This window comes from Longimicrobium sp., assembly GCF_036388275.1.
In the GTDB taxonomy this organism is placed as follows: Bacteria; Gemmatimonadota; Gemmatimonadetes; order Longimicrobiales; family Longimicrobiaceae; genus Longimicrobium.
The window spans coordinates 129,932-149,129 of record NZ_DASVSF010000011.1 but is presented as its reverse complement, the minus strand read 5'-3'; the positions used below and the strand labels follow the sequence as shown (position 1 = coordinate 149,129).

The window sequence follows — 19,198 nt, the reverse complement described above, 5'->3', positions numbered from 1 at the left end:
AGTGAAATATGGTGCCGTGGATGCCGGATTTCCAAACCGCCACCCGCCACCGCGCGGACGCGAATGAAAAGAAGCAGGCCGCCCCTGGAGGGACGGCCTGCAATTCATCTCGAAAGGTGGAGAACCGGCCCGGGATTTCGCTCCGGTGGCGCCACCCGCCGGTCAGGACTCGGGATAGAACTGCACGGTCCACTCCGAGCCCGTGGCGAAGCCGGCCAGCTTCGCGGGGTTGAAGATGCTCAGGCTGGTCACCGCGCCGCCTGCCATCCACGACGGCCCGTCCACCACGCCCAGGTGGCAGCCGCCCATCACCAGCCCGGGGCGGGGCACGTCGTTGCTGATCAGCGTGCACGCACCCGACGCCGTGAACACGCCCTCGGGAGTGTCGAACCGCGCGTAGAACTGCTGCGGCAGCCCCGGCGGAAAGCGCGGATCGGTGATGCGGAGGCAGGCCGTGGCGCTGCCCACCCGGCGGACGCCGTTGTTCACGATGCGGCCCGACGAGGCGGTGCCCGCCTCCGACCACAGCGAGGCGCCCAGGAACACGTTCGCCTGGAAGGGCGCCTGCGCGCAGACGGCGCGGTCCGCCGGAAAGTCGGGGTCTTCCACCGACCGGAAGCGCAGCACCGTGGGGCGCGCGCCGGTCTGGGGCGACGAGTTGATCACCTCGGCGCTGCCGCCGTACAGGGCAGCGTCGCCAGGGGCGGCGTGGCGGTCGGTGCCCGCGGGGGCATCACCGCAGGCGGCGAGGAGCATGCCGAGCGCGAGGGCAGCAACAGAGCGGGAGTACATGTGCAGAATCCTTGCGATGAAGAGTGATGGGAGATCGGCTACAGGCGGATGAGCTGGGCGCCGTAGTGAACGTTGGCGCCGACGGCCGCGATCAGCACCAGGTCGCCCCGGCCCAGCTGCACGACGCCCTGTTCCAGGTCCTCGGCCAGCAGGATCAGCATTCCAGCGGCGGAGGTGTTGCCGTAGCGGTCGACGTTGCACGCCACGCGGTCGGCGCGAAGCCCCGACTGCCTGACGAAGGTGTCCATCAGCCGCTTGTTGGGCTGGTGGAAGTAGTACCGCTGCACCAGCGGAGCGAGCTCCGGCTGCTCGGCCAGCACGCCGTCGATGCAGGCGTTCATGTAGGTGGGATACGACCGGGCCACCAGGTGCCCGTCTACCACGAACGCCTCGTCGGCGCGGTTGGCGACGAGCGCCATGCGGCTTTCCAGCCCGCCGGCGCGGCGGATGACCAGCTGCAGGTAGTCGTTGCCCGACATGGACGAGATGATGCCCTCGCCCGGGCGCCCGTCGCCGCGCAGGATGATGGCCCCCGCGCCGTCGCCGAACACGTACGCGCCAAACGCTGCAGGCAGCCGCTTGCGGCCCGGCGTCGACGCCACGTCGCCCCTCCACACGTCGCGGTCCACGAGCGCCGAGGTGAACGCGCTGCCGATGACCGCCGCGGTGCGGATGGCGCCGCTGCGGATCATCTTGTACACCATGTCGGTCACGTACGGGGTGCCGCCGCAGCCATCGTCGATCTGCAGGCCGAAGCAGTCGGGTCGGCACCCCACGCGGCGGTGCACCTCCATGGCGTCGTGGCTGAAGTTCACCCGGTCGGGGGTGCAGGTGACCACGAACACGGCGTCGAGCTCATGCCCCTCGATGCCGGCCATCTCCATGGCGCGACGCAGGGCGGCCTCGCACATGTCGGTGTTGTTCACGGGCTGTCCCGCCACGGCGGTGGGAGCCGTGGTGACGCCCGATTCGGGGTTCAGGTCCCACAGGAACCGGCGTTCCTGGATTTGCGTCTTCTCGGCGACCCACTCGGCCGACCAGCCGGGGATGGCCTGTGTGATGTGTTCGTTGCTCACTGCGCGGGGCGGCACGTAGGCTCCCGCACCGACCACGCGAACGCCTCGCGTGCCGAACGCGTTCGACAGCTGAATCATGGTAGCTCCGGGGGATGGATAAGGACCGCGGCTTGGCGGGGTGGTGGGCCAGGGAGAGAAAATTTGTCTCGCAGGGAAATGCGTCGGATAGCATCCGCACACATAATGCCTTAACATCGCCCTTTCGCGCAAGCCCCCCGATCTCGTCCTGAATACCGTATACCACGACCGCGTCCCAACCGGTACGACTGAGCGCAAGTGCTTATGGGCCAGGTAAGTAGCGCGCTCTGGCTCGGCGTCCCCGTTCTGCGGCACATCCTGATTGCACGTGCCACTCCGAGCACTAAACCACTCATCTGCAACCGAAATATGGTTCAGTACGCAGAAAACTTTGCGCGTACCAGCCCATCAGGAGGATAGCGAATCACAAAACGGGACGGCCTTTTTTGAGCGGTACGCTCCACGCGCTGTTCCGCGGGCATCCCGTAGCGACGTGCCGCCGGTGGATGGCCGAGGAGAACGAATCCGGCCGCCCTCATGGCGAGGGCGGCCGGAGACCGTTGGAAGCCGGGTGCGTCAGGCGAGGATGGCGTCCACCATCACGGGCCGCGCGGCGTCCTGCTCCATCACGAGCAGCGGGGCCACCTGGATGACCTCATCCTCTTTCCACGCGCGGAAGCAGTCCCAGTCGAACTCGCGCGCGGCGCGGGTCTGGTCGGGAAAGCCGAACCAGTCGCGCCAGCCCTCGCTCTCCGCGCGCCACTTGCAATCCCAGTGGAAGGCGATGTGGCGTTCTTCGGTGAGCGTGCGCACGATCAGCGTGCCGCGGAAGTACTCGCAGCCCGACGAGGCGCGGAGCTCGATTGATTCGATGGGGAGAGCCGGGTATTCTACCAGCGCCTTGTGCAGCGTCCGCTGAACCTTTACCGGTGGGCAGCCGTAGCCGAACCTGATTCGCTCGCTGGAGCGGCCGTCGTTGATGAAGCGAAGGAGGGCTTCACGAAAGGGAGAGGCCGCGGAGGAGCGGTCCAGCAGGTCGGGGAGGGTCACAGGCAGCACCGGGTGTGGAGGGAACTTTTCGCGGACCGCAGAATCTAACGCATCGTGCCCATTTCGCCAAGTCGTTCCCGCATACCCATTTGCGTGCTCCGTTCCGCACGCTGTCCGCGAGTGTCCGCGTGACCGTATCCGATCACGATTCGCCCCGCCCGGACCTGCACGCGCCGGACGACGTGGTCCGTATCACGCGCCGGCTGCAGGATGCCGGGTTCGAGACCTGGGCCGTGGGCGGTGCCGTGCGCGACGCCCTGTCCGGCGGCCACCCGGGAGACTGGGACCTCACCACCGCCGCGCGCCCGGGCGACGTGCAGCGCCTCTTCCGGCGCACCGTTCCCGTGGGCGTCGCGCACGGCACCGTGGGCGTGCTGGGGCGCGACGGACGGCTGTACGAGGTGACCACCTTTCGCCGCGACGTCGAAACCGACGGGCGGCACGCGCGAGTGATCTTCGCGCAGACGGTGGACGAAGACCTGCGGCGGCGCGACTTCACCATCAACGCCGTCGCCTGGCACCCGCTCACGCGCGAGGTGCGCGACCCGCACGGCGGCGTGCCCGACCTTCGCGCCGGCCTGCTGCGCACCGTCGGCGAGGCCGAGGAGCGCTTTCGCGAAGACCGGCTGCGCGTCCTTCGCGCGCTGCGCTTCGCCGGCCGCTTCGGGCTGGCGATCGAGGACGGCACCTGGGCCGCCGCCCGGGCCGCCGCGCCGGAGCTGGTGCACCTCTCGGCCGAGCGCGTTCGCGAAGAGCTGCTCAAGGTGCTGCGGCAGGTGCGGCCCCCGTCCGTCTCGCTGGCGCTGTACCAGCAGTGCGGCGCGCTGCGGCACCTGTACCCCGAACTGGAAGCGTGCGTCGGCGTGGCGGATGGGGACAGTGACGTGTGGACGCACCTGCTCCGGACTGTCGACCGGGTGCCCGCGCACCGCACCTCCCTCCGCGTCGCCGCGCTGCTGCACGATGCGGGAAAGCCGCGGACGCAGTCGGGTGCCGGCTTTCCCGACCACGCCGCGGCCGCCGCGGCGACGGCGCACGTGCTGATGCGGCGCCTGAAGTTCTCCAACGCCGAGGTCGATCGGGCAGTGCACCTGGTGGCGCAGCACTCCGGGTTTCCGGCACCCGACGCTTCCGCACCGGAGCTGCGGCGCTGGCTGCGGCGCATCGGGCAGGAGTACCTGCACGACCTCTTCCGCCTGCGCATTGCCGACCTGCGGGCGCGTGGGGACGACGATCCGCGTCTAAACGAGACCAGCCGCCTGTGGAGGCGTGCTCGCCGCGAACTTCGGCAGCAGGCCCCGCTGGAGATCGGCGACCTGGCGATCGGCGGCGGGGAGCTGCGCGGGTTGGGGCTGCCGCCGGGTCCGCTCTACGGCGAGATCCTGCGCGACCTGCTGGAGCGCGTCACCGACGACCCATCGCTCAACGACCGCGACACGCTGACGCGGATGGTCCGCGAGCGCATCTCGTCGCCCGAGAGGTGACGCGTGGACGATTTGTGGAGAGAAACGCGATGACCAATCCTGAAGCCTGGATGCGGGGACCCGTGCAGGGCGTGCATCCGCTGCTGATGCCGGCTGCCCATGCGCTCATCGGCGCGGCCGAGGACATGGAGGCGGCCGCGAACGGCCTGTCGAACGAGGAACTGTGGGCGAAGCCGGGAGGGGCTGCGTCCGTGGGCTTTCACCTGGCGCACGCGGCGGGCAGCCTGGACCGGCTGCTCACCTACGCGCGTGGCGAGGCGCTGAGTGAGGAGCAGTTCGCGTATCTGCGCGCCGAGCAGGAACCGGGCGATCCGCCCCGTACGGACGCGGACCTGGTCGGTGCGGTGCACGCCACGGTTGACCGGGCCCTGGCGCAGATCCGCGCCACGTCGCCCGACACGCTGCTGGAGTTCCGGGGCGTGGGCCGGCAGCAGCTTCCGAGCAACGTGCTGGGTCTGCTATTCCACGCGGCGGAGCACACCCAGCGCCACACCGGCCAGGTGATCACGACGAGCAAGATCGTCCGCCGGCTGGCAGGGTGCTGACCGCTGCCAGCCCGCACCTGGCTGATGAACCGCAGTGGGGGCGCGGCAGCGGTCATGGTACCGAGGCCTCGGCCCTGCACGGGCGAATGAATTCGCTGCAACGACCACACGAAGTCCACCTTCGTGGACTGGCTTGCCGTGGAGTGAGTTGGAGTGTGTGGCACGCCCGGAAGGATCGTGCAGTTCTCCCTCTCTCCCGCGCTGTTTGCGGGGGAGAGGGCCGGGGAGAGGGGCTCCCGCGGTATGCGACGCAGCCCGTCGAACCTCGATCGAAGATGTCTCCCCTCTCCGCACAGCAGTACCGTGCGGGGAGGGGCCCCTTCAGTCCGCCAGCACCGGCGCGTACTTGATGGCGTCCAATGGGCGCTGGCCGGGGAGCGGAAGGATGACGCCGGGGTTCAGGATGCCGCGCGGATCGAACGCGTCCTTCACCGCACGGAAAAGGCTCACCATCTCAGCCCCCCAGATGGTCTCCAGCACGGGCGCACGTAGACGGCCATCCCCGTGTTCGCCGGACATGGTGCCCCCCAGCCGTTCTACGCCCTCCGCCACCTCGTACACGATCGCCTCCGCCTCTTCCCGCCACCCTGGCTTCGCGATGTCCACCAGCGGGTTTACGTGCAGGTTACCGTCGCCCGCGTGGCCGAAAATGACGGCCGGCAGCGCGTGCCGTTCGAGCATGCTCCTCAGCAGGCGGATGTAGTCGGGAAGGCGATTTACCGGCACCACGCCGTCTTCGATGAACTGCATCGACACGCGCCCGCCGGCCATCCTGGCGATCAAAGGACTGGCGGCGTGCCTCACGTGCCAGAACCGCTCCTGCTGGTGTGGGTCGACCGCCAGGGAGACGCGGTGCGCCGCGCCCGCCATCGCATCGCGCACCCGCTCCAGCGCATCCGCGACGGCCTCCACCGATTCGCCCTCCATCTCCACGAACAGGATGGCCTCCAGCCCTTCACCGAGCGGGTAGCCGGGGTCCTCGCCCGAGTCGCGCACCAGGTCGATGAACGTGCGGTCGATCATCTCGCACGTGGCGGGGCCCAGCTCCAGGATGCGCAGCACGGCCGCCCCCGCCGCTTCCAGGTCCGTGAACTCCACGAGCGCCAGCCCGCGGTGCGCGGCGACGAGCTCCAGCCGGACCGTGGCGCCCACCACGAGCCCCATCGTCCCCTCACTGCCGACGAGCAGGTCCACCGCATCGCCGGTCTGCAGGTACTCGCGCAGGGCATAGCCTGACGAGTTCTTGCGCACCCGCGGCCACGCGCGCTCGATCCCGTCGCGGTGTGTCCCGATGGCCTCGTCCACGCGGGCCAGGCGAGCGCGGGCGTGCTCGTCGTGCGCGGGGATACCGCGCGTCAGCGTGGACCGGGTGCCGTCGTCCCAGACTACGTCCACGGACTGCACCCAGCGCCGCGTGGAGCCGTGGCGGACGGTGTGAGCGCCGCCGGAGTTGTTCGCGATCAACCCACCCATCGTAGCGCGCTCGGCGCTGGACGGGTCCACGGGAAAGTGCAGCCCGTGGCGGCTCGCGGCGGCGTTCACCTCCGCGAGTGTGGCGCCGGGCTGCACGTCGACCGTCCGTCGGTCGGGATCCACGGTCCCGACGCGCCGGAAGTGCGTCGCGAGGTCCACCACCACTCCCGGCCCGATGTTTCCGCCCGGCATCCCCGTTCCCGCCCCGCGCGGTACCACGGGCACGCGGTGGTCCCACGCCCAGCGCAGCAGGGCCGAGACGTCGTCCGCGTCCTGGGGCACGGCGACGGCGGCAGGGACGGAGAGCAGGATTCCGGAGTGCTCGGAGAACGCGGTGCGCCGCGCTCCTTCCACGCAGAACTCGCCACGGAACGCGGACGGAGGACCATCGGGGAGAGACACGCCGGCGGCCGCGAACGGATCACGCATCGGGCGATGGGAACAGGTGTGGATGCGCGGCTCGGAACGCGGCGCGGGCCTCGTTCAGGCTCTCGGTGTTGGCCCCGCCCCGGTGGTCGGGGTCATCGGACTGCGCGCCGTCGTCTTCCCAACCACAGGCGCGGCAGATCTCGTAGGTGCCGCGCTCTGCCTCTGAGAGCGTATGGAATCCGCAGCAGTGGCAGGGGTGAAGGACGGGATCGACGGGAATGAGGAGCACCTGCCCGGGGGCGAAGAGGGGCGGCCACCACACGCCGAAGTGTGGATGCAGGCACCGGAAGACGAGCGCGACTTCTTCGGGGTCGTCCGCGCGGGGGCGAACACTCCCGACGGCGTGGATGGGCTCCTGGAAGCGCGCGCCGCGGGGAGGGCCGGCAGTGACGATCATACCGGGGGCGAGATGGCCTGAAGCGATCGAGCCGTGCACGATCACGCATCCACGCTCGGGGATGGAGAACGCGCCACCGACCGAAAACCGCGCAGCGGCCGTCATCCGCGCCCGAAACGAAAAACGCTCCCCGGGCGGGGAGCGTAGATCTGGCCGGCGGAGGGCGTCATCAGACACAGGCTGGGCACAGGCCCACGACCTCCACCCGGTAGCCGCGCACTTGGAACCCCGCTCCCGCGTCTATGTGGGGCAGCACTTCGTGGGGCTCGCCGGGTACGTCGCGCACCTGCCCGCAGACCAGACAGCGGGAGTGGTAGTGGTCGTCGGTGCGCGCGTCGTAGCGGGCGGAGCCGTCGCCGTACGTCAGCTTCACGGCAAGGCTGCAGCTCACCAACGTTTCGAGCGCCTTGTAGACCGTCGCCAGCGAGATGTCGCTGATGTCTCCGCGCACCGCCGTGAACACCTCGTCCGCGGAGGGATGGTCCGTGGTGCTGCGCAGGAAGCGGTACACGGCGGCGCGCTGATCCGTGAAGCGCTGGCCGTTGGCCTCGAGCGCCTCGCGAAGAACCGCGTCCAACTGGTCCGGCGACATGCGTGCGGTGATGGGCATCGGGTTCGCTGCGAAAGGACGAAAGCGGAGGAGGTGAACAGAAGCGCCGCAAGGGCAAGGATTTCCCTCTATCCAAGCTAGGGATGGCGGGAGATGATGTCAACCGTTCCAAGGCCGTGAAACTTGCGTGCCGGGCACGGAGGATGCGAGGTTCGCGCGCGGAACGGCGGCGGTTCAATCACGGGGAAGAGGAAACAAGGTGCGAGCACGGCGGGGAGCGATGCTGGTCTGCTGCGCGGCAATGGCCGCGGGCGCGTGCGAGGAGGCGCAGTCGGTGGAGGTTCAGCCGCTTCCGCCGCTGCAGCGGCCGTCGCCGGAGGCGCGCGCGGGGCTGCCGGAGGTGCGCGGGCTGTGGCGGTTCGCGGGGTTCGAAATCCCGGCCTCCGACACCACGCTGGTGCGCGAGAAGGTGTATGCCCTGACGCCCCCGGGCGACTTCCAGATCGCGACGCAGCGGCTGGATTCCATCGCCGGGCAGTACCTGCGCGCCGGCGTGGCTTTCCCCATCGTAGGCGAGGTGCGCCGCGACAGCGCGATCTCGCTGGTGCTGTTCAGCGGCGGGACGGGGCAGTTCGTGGCAGGCCACGTTCGGCGCGACACCCTGTGGGTGGAACTGACCACCTTCCAGAGCGCGGTGGAAAGCTGGCCGCGGGGAACGCGCGCCGCGCTGGTGCGCCGGGTGAGCGGGCCGCCGTTCCGCCGGCTGCTGGGCGGCGCGCCCATTTACGTGCCGGTAGACTCGACGCGCGTGGACAGCCTGCGCATGGATTCGCTCCGCCGCGCCGGCGTGGTGGTGCCCCCGGCCGGAACGCAGCCCGCACCCGGGCAGCCGATGCCGGGCGCGGTGCCGCCTGTGATGCAGCCCGGGGTGCCGCCGGCCGCCCAGCCGCAGCGTCCGCCGGTGACTCAACCGCAGCGTCCACCGGTGGCTCAACCGCAGCGTCCGGCGGCCACTCAGCCGCGCCCGCCCGCGGCCCAGCCCCGGCAGCCGGTTCAGCAGCGCCCGCCGGCGCAGCGGCCCCCGGCCCAGCGGCCGCCACCCGCGCCCACGCCGCGGGAAACGGTCCCGGAGCCGCGCCCCGAAACGCCGCCGCCGGCACCGCTGCCGCGCCCCAACGCGCCGCGCGACACCATCCGCTTCCCCGCGCCGCCCCGCTGAGGGCGATCGCAAACGCACTCACCCTCGAACGGCCATCCGCTCGGGGGTGAGTTTTTTCACTTCCGCACTCACGCACTCACGCACTCACGCACTCCCCTCACCACGGCCGCCAATCCGGGTTCGTCAAGCTCGTCCGCACGTGGTCCTCCCACTTTCCGTTCAGCAGCAGGTAGTCGCGCGCGAAGCCCTCCACCACGAAGCCCAGGCGCCGCAGCAGGCCGCCGCTTCGTTCGTTGCGGGGCACGTAGTTGGCCTCGATGCGATGCAGGTTCTGCTCGCGGAACATGTACCCCAGCGCCGCCTCCAGCCCTTCGCGCATCATCCCGCGGCCCTCGTACGCCCGGTCCAGCCCGTAGCCGAGCACGCAGTAGTGCGCCGGCGCGCGAAAGATCTGCGTGAAGTTGGCGTTGCCGATCACTCGCTCCGGGTGGGCACGGTCGAACAGGAACGTGCGCACGCTCTTCCCCTCGCGGAACTCCGTGGCATTGGCGCGCACCTGCACGGCCCAGAACGCCTCGGTGTAGAACTCGGGCGCCATCAGCGGGCGCGAGGGCGCCAGGTGCTCCCGGTTCTCGACGAAGTAGCGGGCGATCGCGGGAACGTCGTCCGGCTGCGCCATGCGCACGATGACGCGTTCGGTGGTGAGGTTGGGCGGATCGAGCGTCATGGAAGGTCGGGAGTGCCTGATTGCGTGAATGGCGACGTACGAAAGTAGGCGAGATCGGAGTCCGCGCCAGCACCGGAGAGTGTCGTCCACCCGGTTCCACGTCGCCGGTTCCGGTTCCGCGACCTCCCCGGCATGCCCGTTGCGCAGGGCCGGGCCGCAGCGTGCACCCAACCCCAACCACCGCGCCGGAGCAGACCAACGTGGCCGAAGACCGCAAGGAACCGCCGTTCCAGGGAGGGTCGCAGCCCGTCCCGCAGCAGAAGGACCCCGTGCCCGGCCCGGGGCGCAGCGTAGCCCAGGTGGCCACGCTCATCGTCTCCGTGCTGGTGGTGGCCGCCTCCGTGCTCTACTTCTTCGCGCACTAGCCCGCACGCGCGGTGGCGGACCGTGGATCGGGTTGCGTGTTCGGCGTGCACGCGGCTAGCTTTTTACAATGTCAGCCGTCCTTGCCGCGCGCCGCTGGGTCTTTTCTCCCTCGCCCGACCCGGCCGCCGTCGACCGTCTCTGCCGCGAGCTTCGCCTTCCGGCGCCGCTCTGCCGCCTGCTCGTGCTTCGCGGGCATGCCGAGGTGGACGCGGCGCGCGGGTTTCTGCGGCCCAGTCCCGGGCACATCCACGCCCCTACGGCCCTGGCCGGCATCGGCGACGCCGTCGCGCGGCTGAAGAAGGCCATCGACGGGCGCGAGATCATCCTGGTCCACGGCGACTACGACGTCGACGGCATCTGCGCCACGGCGCTCTACGTCCGCGCCCTGCGGATGATGGGTGCCGTGGCGCTTCCGTTCGTCCCGCACCGCATCCAGGACGGCTACGACCTTTCCGACGCCGGCATCCGCGCCGCCGCCGAGATGGGCGCCACGCTCATCCTCACCGGTGACTGCGGGATCGTGGCGCACGCGTCCATCGACCGCGCCCGGGCCGCGGGAATCGACGTCATCGTCACCGACCATCACACTCCGGGTCCCACCCTTCCCGCCGCGGTCGCCGCGGTGAACCCCAACCGGGTGGACTGCGGCTATCCCGACAAGGGGCTGGCCGGCGTGGGCGTGGCGTGGAAGGTGTGCTGCGCGCTGGCGGACGAGATCGGCTACCCCGTCGAGAAGCTGTTCAGCTTTCTGGACCTGGTGGCCATCGCCACCATCGCCGACGTGGCGCCGCTGGCGGGAGAGAACCGCGCGCTGGTGCGCTGGGGCCTCAAGGTGCTGCGCGAAACACCCAACCCCGGCCTGCGCGCCCTGCTGCGGGTGACGGGGCTGATGGACAAGGGCGAGATCACCTCCACCCAGGTGGCCTTCCAGCTCGCGCCACGCATCAACGCCGTGGGGCGGATGGGCGAGGCGCAGCGAGGCGTAAAGCTGCTGCTGACGGACGATCCGCGCGAGGCCGACGAGATCGCCCAGTCGCTGGAGTCCGACAACCGCTGGCGGCAGACGGTGGAAGGCGAAACGCTCAAGCAGGCGATGGCGGCCCTGGAGTTCGGGTACGACCCGGATCGCCAGTACGGCGTGGTGCTGGCGCACGACGGCTGGCACCCGGGCGTGATCGGCATCGTGGCGTCGCGGCTGGTGGAGCGCCTCCATCGCCCGGTGGTGATGATCGCGCTCGACGAGCACGGCGAAGGGAAGGGGAGCGCGCGGTCCATCTCGCGCTTTCACCTGTACGACGCCATGCGCGCCTGCGGCCACCACCTGGAGCGCTTCGGGGGACACCGCGTGGCGGCCGGGTGCACCATCCGCCGCGAGAACGTCGACGCTTTCCGCGAAGCCTTCAACGACGCCGCGCGCGCGGCGCTCACGGAAGACGACCTGGTGCCCGAGGTGCGCATCGACCTGGAGATGGAGCTGCGCCACGCGGACCTGGACCTCGTCCGCATGCTCAAGCACGCGGGCCCCTTCGGCGCGGGGAACGCCACGCCGGTGTTCGCGGCGCGCGGCGTGGCGGTCGTGGACCAGAAGGTGGTCGGCAAGGGGCATCTGAAGCTCACGCTGGGCGCGTACGGGGCAAAGCTGGATGCCATCGGCTTCAACATGGCCGACCGCTGCGAGGAGCCCGGCTTCGGGGCGTCGCTGCTTGACGTGGCGTTCAAGCTGGAGGAGAACCACTACAACGGCCAGACGCGCGTGCAGGCCAAGCTCGTGGACCTCCGCCCGTCTGAATAGCGCGGTCGAAGTTCCCCCCTCTCCCGGCGCAGTTTGCCGGGGGAGGGGCTGGGGGAGGGGCCTCCAGCGGAATGCGCCGACCCCAGTCGAGACGCAATCGAAGTTCCCCCCTCTCCCGCGCCGTTTGCGGGGGAGGGGGAGGGGGAACCACAACCAGCGGGTGCCGGTGAGAATCGTCGCGGGGGAGTGGGGCGGACGGCGCATCGCCGCGCCGCCGGGGCGGGCGACGCGGCCCACGACGGACCGCGTGCGCGAGGCGTGGATGTCCGTCGTGGCGCCGTACCTTCCCGGCGCCCGCGTGCTGGACCTGTTCGCCGGCTCCGGTGCGCTGGGGCTGGAAGCGCTCTCCCGCGGTGCCGAGCACGCCGTCTTCGTCGAACAGGCCGCGCCCGCGCTCAAGGTGCTGCGCGACAACGTCGCCGCCCTGGACGCCGCTGGCCGAATCGAGATCGTAAAGGCCGACGCGGTGAAGTACGTTGCGGGGCTCGATGCCGGCGGCTTCGACGTGGCCTTTGCCGATCCGCCGTACGGCCAGGGATTCGCGGAGGCCATCGTGCGGGCCTTCGCTGCCACGCCGTTCGCCGCGCTGCTGTGCGTGGAGCACGGCCGCGGCGACGAGTTGCCCGAACTTCCCGGCGCACGCACCCGCCGCTACGGCGACACCCAGCTCACCTTCATCCCGGCGCCCGAATGAGCGCAGAGCGCATCGCGGTCTGTCCCGGATCGTTCGATCCCGTCACCCTGGGCCACGAAGACATCATCCGCCGCAGCTTTCGCTTCGCGGACCGGGTGATCGTGGCCGTGGCCTACAGCGCCACGCAGGTGAAGAGCGGGATGTTCAGCGTCGAGGAGCGCGTGGAGATGATCCGCGACACCTTCGCCGACGAGCCGCGCGTGCAGCCCATGGCCTTCCAGGGGCTGCTGGTGGATTTCGCCAAGTCGCAGGGCGCCACCATCATCGTGCGCGGGCTGCGCGCCGTCTCGGACTTCGAATACGAGTTCCAGATGGCCCTGATGAACCGCAAGCTGTGGGAAGCGATGGAAACCGTGTTCCTGGCGCCGGACCTGGAGCACTCGTACCTGTCGTCCTCGCTGGTGCGGCAGATCGCCTCGCTGGGCGGCGACGTCACCCCGTTCGTCTCCCCCGCCGTGCTCCGCCGGCTGACGGAGCGCTTCGGGGCGCGATGAGCTTCCTGGATTCCGTTCACGCGAGGGCCCGGGCCAACCCCCGCCGCATCGTGCTTCCCGAGGGCGCGGACGAGCGCACGCTGGTGGCCGCCGCCCGCCTGCACGCGGACGGGCTCGCACGCCCGCTCGTCGTGGGCGGGCCGGAGATCGCCGCCGAGCTGAGGCGGCTCGGGGCGGGGCAGGTGAAGGTGCTGGACCCGGCGGCGGACGCGCGCCGGCCCCTGCTGGCGTCGCTCCTGTTCGAACGCCGCCGGGCGAAGGGGATGACGGAGGACGATGCTCACCGCCTCGCCGCCGATCCCCTGCTCTTCGGCGCGCTGCTCGTCGCGGCGGGCGAGGCGGACGGATGCGTCGCGGGGGCGGTGAGCACCACGGCGGACGTCATGCGCGCCGCGATCTGGGCGATCGGCCCGGCGCCGGGGATCCGCACGGTGTCGTCCACCTTCTACATGGTGGTGCCCCCGTTCCGCGGCCAGGGCGAAGAGGTGCTTAGCTACTCCGACGCCGCCGTCGTTCCGGACCCCACGGCCGAGCAGCTGGCCGACATCGCCGTCGCCGCGGCGGACGCGCGGCGAAAGGTGGTGGGCGACGAGCCGCGCGTAGCCTTTCTCTCGTATTCCACGAAGGGGAGCGCGGCGGGGCCGTCCATCGACAAGGTGCGGCGGGCCCTGGAGATCTTTCGCGAAAAGGCGCCCGGCATCCCGGCGGATGGCGAGCTGCAGGCGGACGCGGCCTTGATCGAGTCCGTCGGCGCACGCAAGTCGCCGGGGTCCGCCGTGGCGGGGAGGGCCAACGTGCTGATCTTTCCCGACCTGGACGCGGGCAACATCGCCTACAAGCTCACGCAGCGGCTTGCCCACGCGAAGGCGGTCGGTCCCATCGTGCAGGGGCTGGCGAAGCCGTGCAACGACCTTTCACGCGGCGCCACGCCCGCCGACATCGTCAACGTGGCCTGCATCACCGGCCTGCTGGCGGGGTGACGCTTATTGCGCAAGCGCGCCCCGCGCCCTACCGTGTGCTCCGTACAGCGGAAGGGCCGGGCCGGCCTCCGCGTTTTGGGCCGGAGGTGGCACATCGCTTGCCCCGGCATGCCCAGGGTGCTTTACCCGGAACCGTGGATACCGAGGAGTCATGAGCTTCCACACGAGCAAGAACAATGGTGTGGTGGTGGTCGATGTGGATGGGCAGCTCATCGTGGGCAACCGCCAGGAGCTGAAGCAGAAGGTGCTCGACGAGCTGGAAGGCGGGGAGCGCAAGTTTCTCATCGACTTCTCCAACACCGGCTACATCGATTCGTCCGGCCTGGGCGTGCTCGTGAGCCTGTCGAAGAAGATCCGCGAGCAGGGTGGCGAGCTGCGGCTGGCCAACCTGAACGAGGACCTGCGGACGCTGTTCGAGCTCACCAAGCTCGACACGCTGTTCAACATCGCAGACACTCGCGAAGCGGCCCTCACGGGCTTCTGATCCGGCCCACACTGCAACGGTCCGGCGGCCGTTCCGGGGCTGGTGCCCGGCACGGCCGGCCGCGTTTGCGCTAGGCACATGGCGAAACCCGACATCGGCGGCGCTCCCCCCGAGCAGAGCGTGTTCGTGCTGGAGCTGCCCAGCGACCCGCGGGTCATCGAGGGAGCCGTGGGCTACCTCTCCGACCGGCTGCGGGCCTACGACTTCGACGGCGCGCGGCTGACCCTCAACTTTCGCGTGGGGATGGCCGAGGTGCTGGCCAATGCCATGATCTATGGCAACGGCAGCGACCCCGACAAGCGCGTGCGCGTGGAGGTGGAGCTGTCGCGCGACGCGGTGTCCGTCCAGGTGCAGGACGAGGGCACCGGCTTCGACCCCGGCCACGTGCCAGATCCCACCCTTCCCGAAAACCTCGACCTCTGCGGCGGGCGCGGAATCTTCCTGATCCGCACGCTGATGGACGAGGTGCGCTACAACGACGCGGGCAACTGCGTTCGCCTGGTGCTGCGCCGCGACGAGTCGCGGCGCCGCGCCTCGGGCGAGTAACCCCCGCAATCCCGGTGACTACGGCCGCCCCCAGCCCTCCCCGCCTTCCCGCCTCCGCGCGCGGCGTGCTCGACGACTTTCGCCGGGCATTCGGCGAAGCCGCGCTCGTCTGGCAGCGCACGGGCGACGGTTGGGACCCGGCGGGCGCTCACCCCGCCGCGGACGGCCGCTCGGCCGACGCGGCCGCGGAGGTGCCCGGGACGGCGCTGCGCGTGGAGATCCGCGACGGCACGGCCGAGGACTCGGCGGCCGCGGCGCGGTTCCTGGGCGCCATGCTGGCGCGCGCGGCCAAGCACGAGGACGAGATCCGCTCCTTCAGCCGCGAGATCGGTGAGCGCTACGAAGAGATCACGCTGCTGTACTCCATCAGCGAGATCCTGGGCTCCATCATCTCGCTGGAGAACGCGGCGCGCACCATCCTGGGCGAGGTGGCCAGCATCCTCAGCGCCCGGCGCGCCGCCCTGTGGGTGCACGACCGCGACACGGGGATGATCCGGCTGGCCGCAGTGGTGGGGGGCGAAGGGCACTCCGAGCCGGTGGCGGTCGACGACCCATGCTCCATCACCGCGGCCGTGTTCCGCGAGGGGCGCCACGTGCTCCTGGGGCCGGGCGAGGAGTACCAGCGCGAGGACTGCACGAGCGGCGCGCGGCAGCGGGGCTCGTTCCTGTCCGTCCCCGTCAGCTACACCCCGCCGGAGGGTGAGACCCGGGCGGTGGGGGTCATCAACCTGATCGGGCGCGAAACCAACGAGGGCTTCTCGGCCGGCGACCTGAAGCTGCTGTCGGCCATCGCCAGCCAGATCGGCGCCGCGGTCGAGAACAACCGGCTGATCGCCGAGTCCTTGCGGCAGCAGCGGCTGGCGCGCGAACTGGAGCTGGCGCACGACCTCCAGTTGAAGCTGCTTCCCCCGCTGGAGCAGTTCCGGGGCTACGCCGAGGTGGCCGCGCGATGCGTGCCGGCCGAATCGGTGGGCGGCGACTTCTACCACCTCTTCCGGCTTCCCAACAACCGCCTGGGCGTGCTGATCGGCGACGTCAGCAGCCATGGGTTCGGCGCGGCGCTGATCATGGCGCTCACCATCAGCGCCGTGGCCATCCACGCCTCCGAGGGCGACGCCCCGTCCGAGGTGCTTCACCGTACCCACCGCGCGGTGATCGACGAGCTGGAAAACACCGAGATGTACCTGACGCTGGTATACGCGGTGATCGATCCCGCCGCCGGCACGCTCACCTACTCAAACGCGGGCCACGGCCATGCCTTCCGCATCCTGGCCAGCGGCGAGGCCCAGCGGCTGGCCGCCACTGACCCGCCGTTCGGCATCGTCGACCGCGACACCTACGCCGAGACCACGGTGGAGTGGGTGAGCGGCGAAGACCTTCTCTTTCTCTTCACCGACGGACTTTCCGACGCGCTGGACGCGGGCGAGATCGAGGGCGAGCGGGTGCTGCTGGAGGTGGCGACCGACATGCGCCGCGAGCCCCCCGAGGATATCTGCGCGCGCCTGTTCGACCGGGCCGGCGAGGCCACGCACGTTCCGCCCGACGACCGCACCGCCGTCGTCGTCCGCTTCTGAGCGCCATGCCGCGCGATCCCGCCGCCCCCCACCGCGCCAAGCGGTCGCTGGGGCAGAACTTCCTGGTCGATCCCAACATCCAGCGAAAGATCGTAGACTCCCTTCGCCCGTCCCTGGACGACGAGGTGATGGAGATCGGGCCGGGGCGGATGGCGCTGACGCAGCACCTGGCCGGGCGCGTGGGCCGGCTGGTGCTGGTGGAGCTGGACAACACGCTCGCGGCACGGCTGGAGGAGCGCTTCGCCGGCGACGCGTCGGTGGAGATCGTGCACGAGGACGTGCTGCAGGTGCCGCTGGAGCGCATCTCGGCGGACCCCTCGCGGCTGAAGGTGATCGGCAACATCCCGTACAACATCACCACGCCCATCATCTTCGGGCTGCTGGAGCGGCGGCCACGGCCCGCCGAGATCGTGGTGATGATCCAGCGCGAGGTGGCGGACCGCATCCTGGCGCCGCCGGGGGGCAAGACGTACGGCGCGCTGGCCGTGGGGGTACGTGCCGTGGCGAAGGTGGAGCGCGTGCTGAACGTCAGCCGCGAGGCGTTTCGCCCGGCGCCCGACGTGATGTCGACGGTCATCCGCATCGTGCCGCTGAACCCGCCGCCGCTGACGGAGGACGACGAGGCCGCACTGCGGGTGCTCACGCGTGCGGCGTTCGGCCAGCGGCGCAAGCAGTTCCAGCGCATCCTCCGCGACGCGTACAGCCTGTCTCCCGAGCAGGTGCAGGGCCTGGAGGGAGAGACGGGGATGGACCTGACCGCGCGCCCGGAATCGTTCGCCCCCGAGCGCTTCATCGACCTCGCCCGCGCGCTGCGTTCGGCGGGCCACGCCGCGAAGTCCGCGCCCGGCGGCGATCCCGGCTGATCGCCGGAGCACGCAACACGAAAGGCGCCTCGCGAGAGGCGCCTTTCGTCCATTCGAATGTCGGATCTACGATCAAGCGGCATCGGGAGCGCGGCTGTCCCGCGGCGACCGCCGAGGTTGCCCCGACGGATCCGCGAAGACGACGCCCCGCTTCCCGGAATCGGCCTCGCGCTCCCGGATGTGAGCGAACAGCGCGGGAACGTCGTAGCCAAACCTTGCCGCAAGGCGCTCGCGAGTTTCGTGAATCTCCTTCACAATGGGGTCTTCCCACTCCTGATCGTCAGCAAACTCTTCGCAGCACATGCTTCCTCCTCGATTCGCGTCCGCCGGCCCCTACCGCCCGGCCATCAGGTCCGCCGGGGTACAGAGCAACGGCTCGACGAAGCCAGCCTTCCGAACGGCTTGCCGTATCCGCAGTTGCAGACGCGGATTCGCGATGTGCTTGCAATTCCACGTCAGAAGATAACCCATTCCGCCGACAGCCGCGATCGCAATGTGCGAGGCATCTTGCGCGGCCTTCGCAGGAAGCGGGATGGAGCGGAGCAGTTCCGAGGCCAGTCGTTCGGCAATCGGCTGGGCGGGCAGCAGGTTGATGCCCTTCAGCAATGCCAGCCGCCTTCTCGCATAGACCTCGTCCCCCTGTTCCGCCTCTTCGATCACGAACCCCGAGCTATGGAGTTCGAAGTCCTTCCGCCGCGTGTCCCACCACTCGCGCGTGATCCGTTGGTTGCGTGCCGTGGTCGGGTCGCGGCTGGGGAGCGCGGCCAGGTAGCTGATCACGCTCGTCTCCAAGTATAGCGTCGGCTTGTCCATTTGCAAAGCATAACCGTTCACTCCGCGCGGCGGGAGGTGGGGCGGGAAACTGGTCGCACCTGTGGCTCATTCGGCGCGCGCGTTGACGCTTCGCAGCCTCGCACCTATCTTGTGAACGATTTCACAAGCTGGGCGCCGGGAAGGATCGGCGCCTGCCGTCGCGGGCTGCGTCACGCGCATGAAGAAGATTTCCGAGTCGGCCGTGCGCCGGCTTTCGCTGTACCTTCGCCTGCTGCAGGAAGCCGATGCCGCGGGCGCCGAAACCATCTCCAGCGGCCAGCTGGCCGAACGGGGCGGCACCACCAGCGCGCAGGTGCGCAAGGACCTGTCGCTGTTCGGCTCGTTCGGCAAGCGGGGGCTGGGCTATTCGGTGCAGGAGCTGCTGGGCCGCATCCGCGAGATCCTGGGGCTGCAGAAGACCTGGCGCGTGGCCCTGGTGGGAGCGGGCAAGCTGGGCTCCGCCCTGTTCTCCTACCGCGACTTCGAGGCGCGCGGCTTTCACATCCGCGCCGTGTTCGATTCCGATCCGCGCAAGGTGGGCACCACCTTGGGCGGGCTGACGGTGTGTGCCGACGAGGAGATGGAGCGCACGCTGGCCGGCGAGCAGGTGGAGATGGCCATCCTGGCCGTGCCGGCGGACGCGGCGCAGCAGGTGGCCGACCGCATCGTGGCGGCGGGAGTGCGCGGCATCCTGAACTTCGCCCCCGTGCGGCTGAAGGTGCCCCGGGGCGTGGTGCTGAAGAACGTGGACGTGACGCTGGAGCTTGAAGGCCTCTCGTTCGCCCTCAACCCTCGCTGACCTCCGTGCACGACCGCCCCGATTGTGCCTGCCCGGGGGCGCGGTGCGTTGCCCGCACTCCGCCGCCCGGCTATACTTTCCGGTCATATGACC

The 19,198-nt window shown here is 70.2% G+C and carries 22 protein-coding genes; 14 read left to right on the top strand and 8 right to left on the bottom strand.

The features are described 5' to 3' along the window. Positions 1-162 precede the first annotated feature (162 nt). The 3 genes from VF632_RS04590 to VF632_RS04580 all read right to left on the bottom strand — a co-directional run bounded on the left by VF632_RS04590 (position 163) and on the right by VF632_RS04580 (position 2,936). Positions 163-792, bottom strand: a complete 630-nt coding sequence (locus VF632_RS04590) for a hypothetical protein (RefSeq protein ID WP_331021676.1) — start codon at positions 790-792, stop codon at positions 163-165. Between the two features lie 38 nt (positions 793-830). Then, positions 831-1,946 carry a 3-oxoacyl-ACP synthase III family protein gene (locus VF632_RS04585; RefSeq protein ID WP_331021675.1) on the bottom strand — a complete coding sequence of 372 codons (1,116 nt, stop codon included), beginning with the start codon at positions 1,944-1,946 and terminating at the stop codon, positions 831-833. Between the two features lie 516 nt (positions 1,947-2,462). Beyond that, positions 2,463-2,936: a hypothetical protein gene (locus tag VF632_RS04580; RefSeq protein ID WP_331021674.1), complete on the bottom strand. Its 474-nt coding sequence runs from the start codon at positions 2,934-2,936 to the stop codon at positions 2,463-2,465. Between the two features lie 128 nt (positions 2,937-3,064). On the opposite strand from VF632_RS04580, the gene VF632_RS04575 reads away from it, so the two are divergent. Together VF632_RS04575 and VF632_RS04570 are read left to right on the top strand one after the other, a co-directional pair. Then, complete coding sequence (locus tag VF632_RS04575; protein WP_331021673.1) at positions 3,065-4,420, top strand: CCA tRNA nucleotidyltransferase; 1,356 nt, start codon at positions 3,065-3,067, stop codon at positions 4,418-4,420. Between the two features lie 29 nt (positions 4,421-4,449). Continuing rightward, positions 4,450-4,965, top strand: coding sequence for a DinB family protein (locus VF632_RS04570; protein ID WP_331021672.1), 516 nt, complete (start codon positions 4,450-4,452; stop codon positions 4,963-4,965). Between the two features lie 321 nt (positions 4,966-5,286). Here VF632_RS04570 and VF632_RS04565 read toward each other — a convergent pair whose 3' ends face one another. Together VF632_RS04565 and VF632_RS04560 are read right to left on the bottom strand one after the other, a co-directional pair. Then, positions 5,287-6,867, bottom strand: a complete 1,581-nt coding sequence (locus VF632_RS04565; RefSeq protein ID WP_331021671.1) for an FAD-binding oxidoreductase — start codon at positions 6,865-6,867, stop codon at positions 5,287-5,289. Further along, the gene (locus tag VF632_RS04560; protein WP_331021670.1) at positions 6,860-7,129 is read right to left on the bottom strand and encodes a CPCC family cysteine-rich protein; all 270 of its coding nucleotides are present in this window, start codon (positions 7,127-7,129) and stop codon (positions 6,860-6,862) included. The genes VF632_RS04565 and VF632_RS04560 overlap by 8 nt, the downstream gene beginning before the upstream one ends. A gap of 12 nt (positions 7,130-7,141) precedes the next feature. Here VF632_RS04560 and VF632_RS04555 point away from each other — a divergent pair, with 12 nt between their 5' ends. Further along, positions 7,142-7,285 carry a hypothetical protein gene (locus VF632_RS04555; RefSeq protein WP_331021669.1) on the top strand — a complete coding sequence of 48 codons (144 nt, stop codon included), beginning with the start codon at positions 7,142-7,144 and terminating at the stop codon, positions 7,283-7,285. A 148-nt stretch (positions 7,286-7,433) separates the two neighbouring features. Here the strand turns inward: VF632_RS04555 and VF632_RS04550 are convergent, their stop codons facing one another. Continuing rightward, the gene (locus tag VF632_RS04550; RefSeq protein WP_331021668.1) at positions 7,434-7,874 is read right to left on the bottom strand and encodes a transcriptional repressor; all 441 of its coding nucleotides are present in this window, start codon (positions 7,872-7,874) and stop codon (positions 7,434-7,436) included. A 199-nt stretch (positions 7,875-8,073) separates the two neighbouring features. Between VF632_RS04550 and VF632_RS04545 the strand changes: the two genes are divergently transcribed. Further along, a complete protein-coding gene (locus VF632_RS04545) occupies positions 8,074-9,033 on the top strand; it encodes a hypothetical protein (protein ID WP_331021667.1) in 960 nt (319 codons plus the stop codon). 97 nt (positions 9,034-9,130) lie between these two features. On the opposite strand, the gene VF632_RS04540 is transcribed toward VF632_RS04545, so the two are convergent. Then, complete coding sequence (locus VF632_RS04540; protein ID WP_331021666.1) at positions 9,131-9,700, bottom strand: GNAT family N-acetyltransferase; 570 nt, start codon at positions 9,698-9,700, stop codon at positions 9,131-9,133. A 161-nt stretch (positions 9,701-9,861) separates the two neighbouring features. On the opposite strand from VF632_RS04540, the gene VF632_RS04535 reads away from it, so the two are divergent. The 9 genes from VF632_RS04535 (at position 9,862) to rsmA (ending at position 17,493) form a co-directional block, all read left to right on the top strand. Then, positions 9,862-10,065: a hypothetical protein gene (locus VF632_RS04535; protein ID WP_331021665.1), complete on the top strand. Its 204-nt coding sequence runs from the start codon at positions 9,862-9,864 to the stop codon at positions 10,063-10,065. Positions 10,066-10,133: 68 nt separating this feature from the next. Further along, entirely contained in the window at positions 10,134-11,858 is a 1,725-nt protein-coding gene (gene recJ, locus VF632_RS04530; RefSeq protein WP_331021664.1) for a single-stranded-DNA-specific exonuclease RecJ, read from the top strand. A 166-nt stretch (positions 11,859-12,024) separates the two neighbouring features. Further along, positions 12,025-12,552 (top strand): 16S rRNA (guanine(966)-N(2))-methyltransferase RsmD, encoded by a 528-nt coding sequence (gene rsmD, locus VF632_RS04525; protein ID WP_414682881.1) that lies wholly within the window; start codon positions 12,025-12,027, stop codon positions 12,550-12,552. After that, the gene (gene coaD, locus VF632_RS04520) at positions 12,549-13,046 is read left to right on the top strand and encodes a pantetheine-phosphate adenylyltransferase (RefSeq protein WP_331021662.1); all 498 of its coding nucleotides are present in this window, start codon (positions 12,549-12,551) and stop codon (positions 13,044-13,046) included. Before rsmD ends, coaD begins: the two co-directional genes overlap by 4 nt. Next, positions 13,043-14,026, top strand: coding sequence for a phosphate acetyltransferase (pta, locus tag VF632_RS04515; protein WP_331021661.1), 984 nt, complete (start codon positions 13,043-13,045; stop codon positions 14,024-14,026). Before coaD ends, pta begins: the two co-directional genes overlap by 4 nt. A 151-nt stretch (positions 14,027-14,177) precedes the next feature. Continuing rightward, a complete protein-coding gene (locus tag VF632_RS04510; RefSeq protein ID WP_331021660.1) occupies positions 14,178-14,510 on the top strand; it encodes an STAS domain-containing protein in 333 nt (110 codons plus the stop codon). Between the two features lie 78 nt (positions 14,511-14,588). After that, positions 14,589-15,056 (top strand): ATP-binding protein, encoded by a 468-nt coding sequence (locus tag VF632_RS04505; protein WP_331021659.1) that lies wholly within the window; start codon positions 14,589-14,591, stop codon positions 15,054-15,056. Between the two features lie 14 nt (positions 15,057-15,070). Then, positions 15,071-16,630, top strand: a complete 1,560-nt coding sequence (locus tag VF632_RS04500; protein WP_331021658.1) for a GAF domain-containing SpoIIE family protein phosphatase — start codon at positions 15,071-15,073, stop codon at positions 16,628-16,630. Positions 16,631-16,635: 5 nt separating this feature from the next. Then, positions 16,636-17,493, top strand: coding sequence for a 16S rRNA (adenine(1518)-N(6)/adenine(1519)-N(6))-dimethyltransferase RsmA (gene rsmA, locus VF632_RS04495; RefSeq protein WP_331021657.1), 858 nt, complete (start codon positions 16,636-16,638; stop codon positions 17,491-17,493). A gap of 333 nt (positions 17,494-17,826) precedes the next feature. Here the strand turns inward: rsmA and VF632_RS04490 are convergent, their stop codons facing one another. Continuing rightward, on the bottom strand, positions 17,827-18,273 hold the full coding sequence (locus VF632_RS04490) for a type II toxin-antitoxin system VapC family toxin (protein WP_331021656.1): 447 nt from the start codon (positions 18,271-18,273) through the stop codon (positions 17,827-17,829). 151 nt (positions 18,274-18,424) lie between these two features. On the opposite strand from VF632_RS04490, the gene VF632_RS04485 reads away from it, so the two are divergent. Then, complete coding sequence (locus VF632_RS04485) at positions 18,425-19,105, top strand: redox-sensing transcriptional repressor Rex (protein ID WP_331021711.1); 681 nt, start codon at positions 18,425-18,427, stop codon at positions 19,103-19,105. Positions 19,106-19,198: the final 93 nt, after the last annotated feature.